We start from the raw sequence: 13,507 nt of genomic DNA, 5'->3' as shown, positions 1-13,507 counted from the left end.
TGCCGATGGTAGCGGGGGTTTTGCATTTAACTGTCGTCTTTGGGCGTCGTCTTGCTGGTCCGGCTTGGGCTTGGCGAAGTTGATTTCTTGGTGGAGGCCGCTTTGGCTGGTGCCTTGCGCGCCGGTGTTTTCTTGGTTGCTGCCGTTTTGGTCGCGGTCCTGCGGGACGTGGTTTTCTTTGCTGCGGTTCGTGTGGCCGGCTTTCGGGCTGTTGCCTTCGCCGGTTTGGTATCCGGCACCGGTTGGGCCTCAGTCGGCGTTGGGATTGTTGTTTCCGGGGGTTCGGGTGCCGTGACAGGGGCCTCCGGGACCTTTTTACGTTGGGTTCGCGGGGCCAACTCGTTCATCAACAACATATCTGCACGGCGGAACTTGGCGATTTCGGCATCGATATCTTCCTGCGGGACATCACAAGCCGACAGAACATGGTCCGAAAGCCGAAGACCTGTTTCAAGAACCTCTGGAATGGCAGCATCCGCGCCGCTGCGGGACAGGGGACCGATATGGGTGATGTCCTGCGCACGGGCAAAGATTTTCAGATGCGGATAATGCTGGCGCAAAAGTGCCACGGTTTTTTCCGTTGCATGGGGATTGCCCATGGCCACAACGGCAATGCGGGCTTCGTCGGTATGGGCAGCACGGAATGTTTCGGGGCGTGAACCATCGGCGAAGAAAACCGGCAATCCTTCGGCACGGCCGCGCGATACTTGCTGGGCATCGCTATCAAGCACGATGAAGGGGATGTCGCGGGTTTTAAGAAGGCGCGCCAGAACGCGGCCAACGCGGCCACTTCCGATCACAAGGACATGCTGGTGAATGCCATCGGTTTCATCTGAAATCGGACCAAGCTGATCATCTTCCTTGGGATGGAGTTTTTCCTCAATCTTGTGACCAAGGTTGATCAGGGTCGGTGTTAGGGCCATGGAAATGGCAACCACCGGGATCAGCATGGCGGCAAGATCACGCGGGATGGCACCGTTCTGGGCGGCAAGGGCGAACATGACAAAGGCAAACTCGCCACCGGCGGCCAGGCTCATGGCGACCCGGACCGCGGAACCGCGTTCAAACTGAACGGCACGCGACAGAAAATACAGAACAGCCGTCTTGATGATCAGTAACCCGATCAACCACAGGATCACGCTGCCAAGCTGATCAATGACGACATTGGCATTAACCGACATACCAACCGACATAAAGAACAGCGACAGGAATACGCCACGAAATGGCGCGATGTCGGCTTCGATCTGATGGCGGAATTCAGTTTCGGCAAGCATCACACCGGCGATAAAGGCACCCAGCGCCATCGACAGCCCGGAAACTTCGGTCAGGGTGCTGGCGGCCAGAACCACAAACAGTGTGCCAATGGCAAACAGTTCCGGGTTTTTGAGTGACGCGATATAGCGAAACAGGGTTGGAAGCAAATAGCGGCCGAGAACCAGCAGCAAGGCGACCGAGCCAAATCCAAGCAGGATACTGATCCAGGGGCTGGTTTCTGTTCCGGCATCGCCGGCGGCCTGCACCATAATAAGGAACGGGCCAACCGCCACGTCCTGAACCAGCAGGATGGCAAGGGCGGCACGACCAAACCGGGTATTAAGCTGCCGGTCATCAGAAAGCTGCTTAAGAATGATGGCGGTCGAAGACAATGCCAGCGCCCCGGCAATTACAAGCGACGTCGCCAAGGGCAAATCCAGCAGGGCCAGAACCCCCATGATGGCGGCCATCGAGACCAGAATCTGTAACAGCCCCAAGGCTGCAAATCGTCCCCCGATGACGCGCAACCGTTCCCGCGACAGTTCAAGGCCGATCATAAACAGCAGGAACACGACACCGAGTTCGGCGACGGTCGAAATATCTTCGCGTTCGGTAATTAATCCGAACCCGAACGGACCGATGCAAAAACCGCCAATCAGAAAGCCGATAATTGAATTGGCGCGCAGCCGATGCGCAATGGGTACCGCGACAACCGCCGCAGTCAGGATCAGAAACAGCTCGAACAGGACGCTGTGATGCATGGTCAGAATCAATCCGGCAAAGCAGATAAATATTTGAAAATAACGAGATTAAAAGGATAGCGGAAACCGGGGTGTCCGTCCTGTGGAAATTTTTCCTGCACTTGCAATTTACACGTTTGGAATTGATCTATTTCAAAGCCGCAATTGCCTAATTTTCCTAGGGCGCAGCGATGCTGTTACGCCGGGTGGTGTGACAATTGTCATGTCCTGATGACTTGCTATTCCCGGTGCCAAATGCCATGTTCCGCCTGCCTGAACTGGCGCCCCCGTAACTGACAGTCAATAAGAGCAAACGCATCTTGGAACAGCTTATTCCCTATATTCAGATCATCGCCGGTCTTGTTTTTCTGACTGCTGGTGGCGAGTTCATTGTCCGTGGTGCCGTCGGACTTGCTCTTTTGCTGGGTGTTTCCAAGGTGATTGTCGGTTTGACAATCGTTGCAGCAGGAACATCCGCACCGGAATTCGTCGTGTCACTGAATGCCGCCCTTAAGGGAACGGCTGATATCGCGATGGGCAATGTGGTCGGATCGAATATTGCCAATATCTTGCTGATTTTGGGGGCTGTTGCGGTTCTTAAGCCGGTTGCGGCAAGCAGGGTGACGGTGGTCCGCGATGGCGGGACCATGTTGCTTGGTACCGTGTTGTTTGTCGGGCTTTGCATGTTCGGGGCGATTGACCGCTGGGCAGGGGCGCTGATGCTGTGTGTCCTGATTGCGATCTGGTACTTTACCTACAAGCATGACAAGAACATGCCAAGCGATGCCAGCCATTTGCATGAGGACGAGGTTGATGAAGTCGGCGAAGTGCCGACCGGCTGGGTAAAGCCGATCATTGCCACCCTGATTGGTATTGCTGCCCTGATGTTCGGCGCAGAATGGCTTGTCGAAGGTGGTGTCACGGTTGCCCGCCAGTTCGGTGTGTCCGAGGCAGTTATTGGTCTGACCCTGGTGGCATTCGGAACGTCCTTGCCGGAACTGGCTGCATCCGTGGTTGCGGCATTCCGTGGGCATGCCGATGTTGCGCTTGGCAACGTTTTGGGCTCCAACCTTTTGAATCTTCTGGTGATCATTGGTGGTGTGTCGCTGATTGCCCCGATCCCGGTTCCGGAACAGATTTTGAATTCCGATCTCTGGATCATGTTGGCGGTAACTATCGTATTGCTGATTGTTGCCTATGCATTGCGTAACATTTCCCGGATTACCGGTGCTGCATTCGTGATTGCCTATTTGGTCTATGTCTTCCAACTTGTAGCGGCATAATTATCAGACCGGCCAATCGGGCTGGATGGCAGGGGGGGACGACACAGTAATGACCGCACACATGCCCAAGACGGTTTTGATCACTGGTGCGGCCAAACGGATTGGCCGGGCGGTTGCACTTGATCTGGCGCGCAACGGCTTTGATGTGGCACTGCATTGTCATCATTCGCGCAAGGATGCCGAAATCCTTGCCGATGAAATCCGTGCCCTTGGTCAACGTGCCTGTGTTATTTCTGCCGACCTTGCCCGCGAGGAAGATACCCATCGCATCTTCCGCGAAGCACAGGTGGCATTGGGGACGATGGGGGTTCTGATCAATAATGCCTCGACCTTTGAATATGATGATGTGCAGACCGCAACGCGCGATGGCTGGGACCTTCATATGGAGGCCAATCTGCGAGCACCTTTTGTTTTGTCACAGGAATTCGCCAAACGTCTTCCGGGTGATGCAAAAGGTCTGATCATTAACCTGATTGATCAGCGGGTCTGGAACCTGAACCCGCATTTCATGACCTATACCCTGTCCAAGGCGGGGCTTTGGACCCTGACACAGACGCTTGCACTGGCGTTGGCACCAAAAATTCGTGTCAATGCCATCGGGCCGGGCCCGGCATTGCCTAGTACCCGACAAACACAGGATATTTTCGATCAGCAATGTTCGAAAACGCCCCTGAAAGTGGGGACAAACCCGCAAGAGATTTGCGATGCGGTTCGATTTTTCCTTGCCGCGCCTGCCATCACCGGGCAAATGTTAGCCCTTGACGGCGGGCAGCATCTTGATTGGGCACCCAGTGACCAGGATGACAAGCCAATAGAATGATGTCTGGCAGTGATGCCTGATATTGGCCGGACGGGCATGACGTGGATCGATATTCCACGCCCAAAAGCAGCACAAGGAAGACCGGAATATGACCGCAGGCCTGAAACAGGATGCCAAAATTACGACATTGCCCTTTGCCGATCTGCCGCATGCAGAACGGGCAGGCAGCCTGCGTCGCGTCTTCGTGCGTGATATGGTAATCCATACCTCGATCGGGGTTTATGACCACGAAAAGGAAGCCCCTCAACGCGTGCGGATCAATCTGGATCTGGCCGTGCTTGAAGGTGACGGCGTTCAGAATGACGATATCACCACCGTACTGAGTTACGAGGATCTGGTGGTTGGCACCCGTCGCATCTGTCAGGACGGGCACGTGAACCTTGTGGAAACTCTTGGGGAAAAACTTGCTGATATGTGTCTGACCGACACCCGGGTTCGCAAGGTGATCGTCCGGGTTGAAAAGCTCGACGTTTTTGAAGACGTCGCGGCGGTCGGGGTCGAAATCGAACGTTACAATATCGCGCGCTAATTTACGTCGAATTTCGGTAAAAAATTTACTTTTTCCAACGGACGCCCCAAGGGACTCTGTGATTCCCTTGGGGCGAATCGCATCGGCCCTTATTCACAAGCATCTGGGCGAATGGATTCAAAGGAAAATTTTCGATTTTTACGACAGTATTACTGAATGATTTCAGGTTGACAGTATTTTTTTCGATATAAATCAATAACTTAGATGTTTTGCTCAATATTTGGGCACTTCACAGAACGTTAAGACTCTCAAGGGGTGCAGGATTAAGCCCCCCTATTACCCACATAGTTATCCACAGTCTTGGTGGACATCTTTTTTCCGGGGCGATTCCCTGTCGCGCTGTTGCGATGTTAATCTTTTCGGCTATGTTCCAAGGCCGGGAAAGACAGTGACGGTTGTCACAACTTTGAATGTATTTGTGTGATCGCGGAGCGCCTAAATGAAGCCACCAGTTCCCTCCGAAAACCCGACCGGGGATGATGCCCCGAAACGGGAAATCGGTTTGTCGCTTGACGGTGACGATAACCGGGGTGGTGCGGCACGTGGTGTTGATGCGATCAAACATGCCCTGAAAACCATGCCAGGCGCGCCGGGCGTTTACCGGATGCTCGATGACAAGGACCGTGTTCTTTATGTCGGCAAGGCCAAGAACCTTAAGAAACGGGTGGTGGCCTATACGCGGATCATGCAATTGCCGATCCGTATTGCCCGCATGGTGGCCCAAACGGTGCGGATGGAAATCATCACCACCCATACCGAGGCCGAAGCCCTTCTTCTTGAATCCAACCTGATCAAAAAGCTTAAGCCGCGCTACAACATCCTTTTGCGCGATGACAAAAGCTTTCCCTATATCCTGATCACCGAGGACCATGACTACCCGCGCATCGTCAAACATCGTGGTGCGCGTGCCAAGGATGGCAGTTGTTTTGGGCCCTTTGCATCGGCGTGGGCGGTGAATAACACCATCAACCATTTGCAGCGGGCATTCCTGTTGCGGTCCTGTACGGATGCGGTTTTCTCGAACCGGTCGCGCCCCTGTTTGCTGTATCAAATCAAGCGGTGTGCCGCCCCCTGTGTCGACCGGATTTCCAAAGCCGAATATGACGGGCTTGTTGATATCTGCCGTGACTTTCTGACCGGGCGGAGCCAGAAAATCCTCAAACAGCTTGAAGCTGACATGATGGATGCGTCGGAACGCATGGAATTCGAACAGGCGGCGATGTATCGCGACCGTATCCGCGCGCTTAGTCAAATTCGGTCCCATCAGGACATCAATCTTGAAGGTGTGGAAGAAGCCGACGTTATCGCCCTGCATCAGGAAGGCGGCCAAAGCTGTGTGCAGGTGTTCTTTTTCCGGTCTGGATCAAACTATGGCAACCGGTCCTATTTTCCGCGCCACGAACAGTCTGCTGAAATTCCCGAAATCCTGTCGGCCTTTGTCGGGCAGTTCTATGCCGACAAACCGGCCCCGAAACAGATTTTCCTGTCCCACGAGATCGAGGGGCAGGAACTGGTCGAAAATGCATTGGGCATCAATAACAACCGCAAGATCGAATTGCTGGTGCCAAAGCGGGGTGGCAAACGCAAGCTGGTTGAGCATGCCCTGACCAATGCCAAGGACGCGCTTGGGCGCCGCATGGCCGAAAGTGCGACCCAGCGCAAACTGCTTGAAGACCTTGCTGACAAGCTTGATCTGGAAAGCACGCCGGAACGGATCGAGGTTTACGATAACTCCCACACCCAGGGTACGAACATGGTGGGCGGGATGATTGTTGCCGGACCCGAAGGCTTTATGAAAAACGCCTATCGCAAGTTCAATATCAAGGGCGATATCGCCCCCGGCGATGACTTTGCCATGATGCGCGAAGTTCTGACCCGCCGGTTCGCCCGCGCACAAAAAGAAGACCCGGATCGTGAAAATGGCTCATGGCCGGACCTGTGCCTTATTGACGGTGGTTTGGGGCAGCTTGGTGTTGCACGCGCAGTTCTTGAAGATCTGGGTATCGAAGACGTGATGCTGGTTGGCGTGGCCAAGGGTGTTGATCGTAATGCCGGTAAGGAAGTGCTGCATATCCCCGGCAAGGCCCCGGTGCGTCTTGATATGAAAGACCCGGTTTTGTACTTCATCCAGCGCCTGCGTGATGAAGCACACCGTTGGGCGATTGGCACCCATCGTGCCAAACGCGCCAAGCAGATCGGCAAAAGCCTTCTGGATTCGGTGCCCGGTGTTGGCGGGGCGCGCAAAAAGGCACTTTTGCATCATTTCGGATCGGCCCGCGGGGTTGCCGATGCCGGTTTGTCGGACCTTGAAGCGGTCGAAGGCATCAGTGCAGCCCTCGCCCGAAAGATTTATGATCATTTTCATGAGGCAAAATGATCATATTCGCAATTGATTGACGCGTTGGCGAACAATGGGCACGCGGCCCTTGTGGTATGCGCTTCAAGGCTTTAATAATTGCCCGGCTTTGGGCAGGTGGCCTGCGCAAAGCGTAAAACCGCCGCCATAAATATCCGTAAGCAGGCCTGTCCATGAAGAACCAGATTCCCAATCTGCTGACCATGTCGCGCATCGTTGTGATCCCGGCGCTGGTCGCATCGTTTTACATTGACGGTCCGGCCGGAAACTGGATCGGCTTTGCACTGTTTGCCTTTGCCGGTGTGACGGATTTCTTTGATGGTTATCTGGCGCGCAGCATGAATGTTGTATCGCCGCTTGGTCGTTTCCTTGATCCGATTGCCGATAAGCTTCTGGTTGCTGCTGCCTTGATGATGATGGTGGCGTTTGATCGTATTTCCGGTTTCTCGGTTTTGCCGGCGGTCATCATCATGTGCCGCGAGATTATGGTTTCGGGCCTTCGTGAACATCTGGCCGAACTGAAAGTTCCGTTGCCGGTGACGGTCCTTGCGAAATGGAAAACCACGGCCCAAATTTTGGCAATCGGGTTTCTTCTGGTCGGGGAAGCATCGCCCGATATGATTCCGTCGATCCTGATTGGTGATATCTTGTTGTGGATTGCAGGGATTGTGACGGTTCAGACCGGTTACATCTATCTGCGGACCGGGCTTAAGCATCTCGACTGAGTTTCGAATTTCCAGGCTGGGACCATGTCACGCGTTTCTGTTCAACAAGCTGACTTCGATCCGGGTGCCGAGCTTTCGGCGCTGACAGATGGCCGTGCCGATATCGGGGCGGCGGTCAGTTTTGTCGGGCTGGTGCGCGACATTCATGGCGGGGATCAGGTTTCTGCCCTGACACTTGATCATTATCCCGGCATGACCGAACGCGAGTTGGAAAAGATCGCGGGCGAGGCCGAAAGCCGCTGGCCACTTGATGCTATCCGCATCGTACATCGCTTTGGCCGCATGTTGCCGGGCGAACGGATTGTTCTGGTGATTGTCCTGTCTGCCCATCGCCGGGCGGCGTTCGAAGCCTGTGACTTCATCATGGATTTTCTGAAAACCCGTGCGCCGTTCTGGAAACGTGAAGAAACGCCGGACGGTGATGATAAATGGGTCGAGGCAAAGGCATCAGATGATGCCGATGCCCACCGCTGGACCTGATTGTTCCGCTAGGCTGAACACAATCAGACAAATTTCAAAAGCAATGCTGCCATCGACATCAACCCGCTTTGAAGGGTTGCAGCGCTATTGACCTTGTCACGAAGCGACTGCATTTCTGCAACGTCCTGATCGGTCACAACAATCGAACCTTGCAGCTGTTTGGTTTGAAGGGTGATGAGCAATTCTGCGGCCCGATCCAGTTCGGGTTTGGTTGCGAGTTTTTGATTGATGTCGGAAGACTGATACGTGATCTCGGCCTGTTCATAGGTCATTCTGGCAGCTGTGATCAAAGTGCTGATATTGTCAGTCATTTCATCCCCCTGTGTCAGTTTGTTGCGGTTTCAAGAAGGTTTGTGCCTTCGTTCACCAGTTCCTGCGGGCTTAGTTGATGGATGTGCCCGGCAAGTGTGATGCCCTGTTCAACAGCACCCAAAAGGGACGCTATATCAAGCTTGGCATAGTTATCAATCTGGCCCTGGAGTTTTTCGCCAAGTTTCGTCGCGGTCAGGAATTCACGCAATGTTTCGGCCTGCATTGCCTGTTCGGACGAGATCAGGTCATCCCATTGCTGCCACCAGATCTGATAATACAGGGCCTGGGTATCGGGCTCGTCGGTATCGGTTTTACGGATCTCGTTGAGTTCGGCAATCAGCGTACTGCGCCGTGTCAGATATCCGGGCGGGTTGGTCGCAAAATCACGGGTGATGGTCGCCAACTGACTGCGCAGCTTTTCAAGGATCGGCCCCGACTGGGTGACAGCCGATGCACCAAGGGCAGAACCTGCTTCGATATTGTCAAAGATGGCGACGAATTGCTGATACTGGTTGCGCAATTCATTTAGCGTTGTGGTCCATTGATCACGAACAGCGGGTGAAATTTTAACCGCATCAGGATCAAGCAAGGTGCCGATATTGGCAGGCGTCACCTGTCCGCTAAAGGCCGACATATTGGCGACAAAAGTGCTGCGTTTGTCTGTTTCCGATTTCGGGAAGGGGGCAAATTGCGCGCTGTGGATGGCATCATATTCGTCAAAGGCAGCTTCGGTTGCTGCACCGAACTGGGTGACAGACAATTTCAGTGTTTCGGCCTTTTGGCTGCATGCGGCAAGAAGGCCGATGAGCGCGATGACGGCACTGCTCCGAATGAAGTGATGAAGTTTGCAAAACATTGTCTGACCCCAAGGATGAACCGTGATGGATACAGACGCAGAGGATCGCGGAATGTGATGGCAAAAGAAAACGCCGCAACATGGGGTGCGGCGTTTGTCGTTTTGTTCTTTGGGGTGCTGTTACTTGCTCAACATGAACAGGGCCTGATTGCCAAAGAAATTGGCAAAGCCGGAATGGCTGTCCATTGAAACACGCGATCCGCTTTCATTCAGAACCATCGAACGTTCGATCTTAAGGTTCATTTCACGACACAGACCGACGAAATCACGAACAGTGCAGAAATGGATATTCGGGGTTTCGTACCACATGATCGGAAGGTTCGGGTTCTGTGGCATCTGCCCGCGGAACATCAAATCAAACCGGGCGCGCCAGTGACCGAAATTCGGAAAGGACACAATCGCCTTGTTGCCGATGCGCAGTAATTCCGACAGAACCTCCTTCGGGCGCTGGGTGGCCTGAAGCGTCTGGCTGAGGATTGCGTAATCAAATGCGCCATCGGGATAATCGCCAAGATCACGGTCCGCATCCCCCTGCATCACAGGAAGTCCCTGGGCAACGCAGTTGCGCACGCCTTCGTTGGAAAGCTCAAGCCCGCGCCCGTCAACATTCTTGGTACGGGTCAAATAGCCCAGCAATTCGCCATCGCTGCACCCGATATCAAGAACACGTGTGCCCGGCTCAACCATATCAGCAATGAGCTGAAGGTCGACACGGATGCGGTCACTATGAGGTGTGGCAGAGGTGATATTTGAAACGGTATTATTCATGATTATTTCAGCCCCCGGCCTTGTGCTGCACCTTCGATAAAGCCGCTGAGAACCATATGGAAATCGGGTTCATCGAGCAGGAAGGCATCATGGCCCTTGTCACTTTCGATCTCGACACAACTGACATTGCATGATGCGGCGTTCAAGGCATGGGCAAGGGTGCGGCTTTCAGCCGTGGTAAAGCACCAGTCGCTTGAGAACGAGATAACACAGAACCGGGTTTTGCATCCGGTAAAGGCTTCGGCGAGTCTGCCGTCATATTCCATCGACAGATCGAAGTAATCCATCGCGCGGGTGATATAGAGGTAGCTGTTGGCATCAAATCGGTCGACGAAGCTTTTGCCCTGATGGCGCAAATAGCTTTCGACCTGAAAATCATGATCAAAGCTATAGGTGATCGCACCACGGTTCTGAAGCTTGCGACCGAATTTGCGATGCAGGGCCGGTTGCGACAGATAGGTGATGTGCGCGGTCATACGCGCAACGGCAAGACCGCGCGCAGGCTTTTTGCCCTCGAGCAGGTAATTTCCCCCGCACCAGTCCGGGTCGGCCATAACGGCCTGACGGCCGACTTCGTGGAAGGCGATATTTTGTGCGGAATGGCGGAAGGATGTTGCAATCGGGGCCGCTGCAAAAACGCGCTCGGGATAGCTTTTGCACCATTCCAGAACCTGCATGCCGCCCATGGAGCCGCCAATCACCGCAAACAGGGTGTCGATGCCAAGCGCATCAATCAGCATGGTCTGGGCGCGTACCATATCAGCGATTGTGATCACCGGAAAATCAAGCCCCCAGGGCTTGCCGGTTTCCGGGTTGATATCCTTGGGGCCGGTGCTGCCAAGGCAACCGCCGATCACGTTACTGCAAATCACGAAATATTTGTCGGTATCAATGATCTTGCCGGGGCCAACGATTTCACGCCACCAGCCTTCCTTGCCGGTAATCGGATGAACATCATCGGCGACATACTGGTCCCCGGTCAGGGCATGACAGACCAGAATCGCGTTTGATTTATCGGCATTCAGCTCGCCATAAGTCTGATAGGCCAGCGTGAAGGGACCAAACTCGACACCGCTATCAAGGCGCAGCTTGTCCGTCTCCCCCAGAACCATATGATGGCCGGGTAGCGGAGGGCGTTTTTGGGTGTCGGCGATTGAGGACATGAATATCGTTCTTCCCTGAAGTGTTGTTATCCTTGTCAACAAGGCCTGACTTTCCTTCAAAATGATGGAAGTCAGTCTGTCCTAGCTAGGAATACGGTGGGGTTTAGTCAATCTTTTCTTTGCAATTCGGTGGCCCTGTCCTAATACTGTGCGCCGTTTTACAAAAGAGTGAATCATGGCGTGTAACGACGAAAATTTGGCAAATCTTGACCTTGATGGCTTGCGCGGCGAAATCGATGAAATCGATCAGACCCTGCAATTCCTGATCATTCGGCGCACCAAAGTTGTCCAGGCTGTCGGGGCCTTTAAGGACCGTGTGATTGCAGCCGGTGGCAAGGTCAAAGTGCCCTATCGTCCGGCTCGTGAAGCCCGCATCATGCGGACATTGGTCAATCGTCATGATGGTGCCTTTCCGAAATCGGCCCTGATCCAGATCTGGCGCGAAATGATTGCGGCGGGGACACGGCTTGAAGCCCCGTACACCGTTGCACTTTGCCGCAATGCCGATGGGCAGGATTGCTGGGAACTGGCACGTTTGAATTTCGGCTGTCTGAACGAAATCATCGAGTTTGATATCCCGCGCGAAGCATTCGGCGCCCTTGAAGACGGTCGGGCTGCGGTTGGTGTGTTCCCGAAACCCGAACTTGGCGAAGCCATGCCTTGGTGGACGCTTTTGACCGATGAAACCCCGGTCAAGGTCGTGTCGAAACTGCCATTTGGCGGACGTCCGGTTGGCCGTGGTGAACAGACCGAGGGCTTTGTGCTTGCCGCGATTGATCTTGAAGATAGTGGCGATGACCGGACTCTGTTCGTTGTCAGCCTGTCGAAGGAAATTTCGATGGATACCGTGCGCAAAAAAATTGCGGATGGCATCGACGGCGCGACAATCCTTGGCTTTTCTGATGATACGGCGGCGGATCGGCGTTTTGTTCTTGTTGATGTGCCGGGATTCTTTTGTAATCGCGCCGATGCGTTTCAGGCCACGCTGTCCGAGCAGGGGCTTGCCCCCGAAAGCCTGCGCGTGGTTGGTGCCTATGCGGTGCCGATATCAGAAGACGCACTGAATTAACAATTTCTGGCTGGCTGCTTTTGGCCGCCGCTTCCTCTGGGAGAATCTACGTTATGTCTGCGCCCACCCCACGCCCCGGAATTCTTGATATTGCGCCGTATAAAGGCGGCAAATCCAGCACTGATGGTTCCCAGCGCATCATCAAGCTGTCATCCAACGAAGGTGCCCTTGGCCCGAGCCCCAAGGCAATGGAAGCTCTGCGCAACACTGCAAGCCGTCTGCATCGTTACCCGGATGGTGGCTGTGATCTTCTGCGTAACAAGCTTGCCGAGAAATACGGCCTTGAAGTCGATCAACTTGTTTGCGGTGCCGGTTCTGATGAACTGTTGACCCTTTTGATCCGTGCCTATGCCGGTCCGGGCGATGAGGTTCTGTATTCGCAGCACGGCTTCTTGATGTATCCGATTGCGGCAATGGGGGTTGGTGCAACACCGGTGACCGCACCTGAAGCTAACATGACGACCGATGTTGACGCGCTGCTTGCAGCCGTAACTGACAAGACCAAGATCGTCTTTGTTGCCAACCCGAACAATCCGACCGGGACCTATATCTCTGATGCCGAGATGAAGCGTCTGCGGGATGGCCTGCGCGAGGATATTGTTCTGGTGGTCGATGCGGCCTATGCCGAATTCATGACCGGTCAGGAAGATTACAGCGCGGGCGAGGAACTGGTGAAAGCGGGCAATAACACCGTGATGACCCGCACATTTTCCAAGATTTATGGTCTTGGCGGCATTCGTCTTGGCTGGTGCTATGCTCCGCCGGCAATTGCCGATGTGTTGCAGCGTCTGCGTAACCCGTTCAACGTTCCGCTGCCGACCCAGGAAGCCGGTGTTGCGGCCCTTGATGACGATGATTTCGTCAATGCATGCGTGCGCCACAATGCGGAAACGCTGGCCTGGTTCCGTGACGAGATCAATGCCATCAATGGCCTGATCGCGCATCCGAGCTATGGCAACTTTGTGCTGATCGAATTCCCGGCAGGCGAAGGCAAGAATGCTGATGCTGCCAATGATTTCATGATGGCCCGTGGCGTGATCCCGCGCAAAATCGGTGCCTACGGTCTGCCGCAGATGCTTCGTGTTTCCATCGGCACGAAAGAAGAAATGGACATCTGTCTTCAGGCCATCAAAGACTTTGTGAACCAATAAA

The 13,507-nt window shown here is 54.2% G+C and carries 13 protein-coding genes; 8 read left to right on the top strand and 5 right to left on the bottom strand.

What is annotated here, in order from left to right; translation table 11 throughout:
• Nucleotides 1–26: 26 nt before the first annotated feature.
• Nucleotides 27–2,015, bottom strand: coding sequence for a cation:proton antiporter domain-containing protein (locus tag TH19_RS04280; protein WP_258547822.1), 1,989 nt, complete (start codon nt 2,013–2,015; stop codon nt 27–29).
• 299 nt (nt 2,016–2,314) lie between these two features.
• Here TH19_RS04280 and TH19_RS04275 point away from each other — a divergent pair, with 299 nt between their 5' ends.
• The 6 genes from TH19_RS04275 to moaE all read left to right on the top strand — a co-directional run bounded on the left by TH19_RS04275 (nt 2,315) and on the right by moaE (nt 8,187).
• Complete coding sequence (locus tag TH19_RS04275) at nt 2,315–3,277, top strand: calcium/sodium antiporter (protein ID WP_114101087.1); 963 nt, start codon at nt 2,315–2,317, stop codon at nt 3,275–3,277.
• A 49-nt stretch (nt 3,278–3,326) separates the two neighbouring features.
• The gene (locus TH19_RS04270) at nt 3,327–4,097 is read left to right on the top strand and encodes an SDR family oxidoreductase (RefSeq protein ID WP_258547821.1); all 771 of its coding nucleotides are present in this window, start codon (nt 3,327–3,329) and stop codon (nt 4,095–4,097) included.
• 88 nt (nt 4,098–4,185) lie between these two features.
• Nucleotides 4,186–4,626 (top strand): dihydroneopterin aldolase, encoded by a 441-nt coding sequence (gene folB / locus TH19_RS04265; protein ID WP_114101086.1) that lies wholly within the window; start codon nt 4,186–4,188, stop codon nt 4,624–4,626.
• 439 nt (nt 4,627–5,065) lie between these two features.
• Nucleotides 5,066–7,003, top strand: a complete 1,938-nt coding sequence (gene uvrC / locus TH19_RS04260) for an excinuclease ABC subunit UvrC (protein WP_114101085.1) — start codon at nt 5,066–5,068, stop codon at nt 7,001–7,003.
• 152 nt (nt 7,004–7,155) lie between these two features.
• Nucleotides 7,156–7,707: a CDP-diacylglycerol--glycerol-3-phosphate 3-phosphatidyltransferase gene (gene pgsA / locus TH19_RS04255; RefSeq protein ID WP_114101084.1), complete on the top strand. Its 552-nt coding sequence runs from the start codon at nt 7,156–7,158 to the stop codon at nt 7,705–7,707.
• Nucleotides 7,708–7,731: 24 nt separating this feature from the next.
• Entirely contained in the window at nt 7,732–8,187 is a 456-nt protein-coding gene (gene moaE / locus TH19_RS04250; protein ID WP_114101083.1) for a molybdopterin synthase catalytic subunit MoaE, read from the top strand.
• A gap of 23 nt (nt 8,188–8,210) precedes the next feature.
• On the opposite strand, the gene TH19_RS04245 is transcribed toward moaE, so the two are convergent.
• The 4 genes from TH19_RS04245 to metX form a co-directional block, all read right to left on the bottom strand.
• A complete protein-coding gene (locus TH19_RS04245) occupies nt 8,211–8,498 on the bottom strand; it encodes a hypothetical protein (protein WP_114101082.1) in 288 nt (95 codons plus the stop codon).
• A 14-nt stretch (nt 8,499–8,512) separates the two neighbouring features.
• Nucleotides 8,513–9,355, bottom strand: a complete 843-nt coding sequence (locus TH19_RS04240) for a hypothetical protein (protein WP_114101081.1) — start codon at nt 9,353–9,355, stop codon at nt 8,513–8,515.
• Nucleotides 9,356–9,475: 120 nt separating this feature from the next.
• Nucleotides 9,476–10,123, bottom strand: coding sequence for a methionine biosynthesis protein MetW (gene metW / locus TH19_RS04235; RefSeq protein WP_114101080.1), 648 nt, complete (start codon nt 10,121–10,123; stop codon nt 9,476–9,478).
• Nucleotides 10,124–10,125: 2 nt separating this feature from the next.
• Nucleotides 10,126–11,286, bottom strand: a complete 1,161-nt coding sequence (gene metX / locus TH19_RS04230) for a homoserine O-acetyltransferase MetX (protein ID WP_181846304.1) — start codon at nt 11,284–11,286, stop codon at nt 10,126–10,128.
• Between the two features lie 175 nt (nt 11,287–11,461).
• On the opposite strand from metX, the gene TH19_RS04225 reads away from it, so the two are divergent.
• Entirely contained in the window at nt 11,462–12,355 is an 894-nt protein-coding gene (locus TH19_RS04225; RefSeq protein ID WP_114101078.1) for a chorismate mutase, read from the top strand.
• A 53-nt stretch (nt 12,356–12,408) separates the two neighbouring features.
• On the top strand, nt 12,409–13,506 hold the full coding sequence (gene hisC / locus TH19_RS04220) for a histidinol-phosphate transaminase (protein ID WP_114101077.1): 1,098 nt from the start codon (nt 12,409–12,411) through the stop codon (nt 13,504–13,506).
• The last annotated feature ends 1 nt before the right edge of the window (nt 13,507 follow it).

It is taken from the genome of Thalassospira profundimaris (assembly GCF_003326675.1).
In the GTDB taxonomy this organism is placed as follows: Bacteria; Pseudomonadota; Alphaproteobacteria; order Rhodospirillales; family Thalassospiraceae; genus Thalassospira; species Thalassospira aquimaris.
Note: the sequence above shows the minus strand (reverse complement) of the source record. Positions and strands in the feature narration are given on the sequence as shown.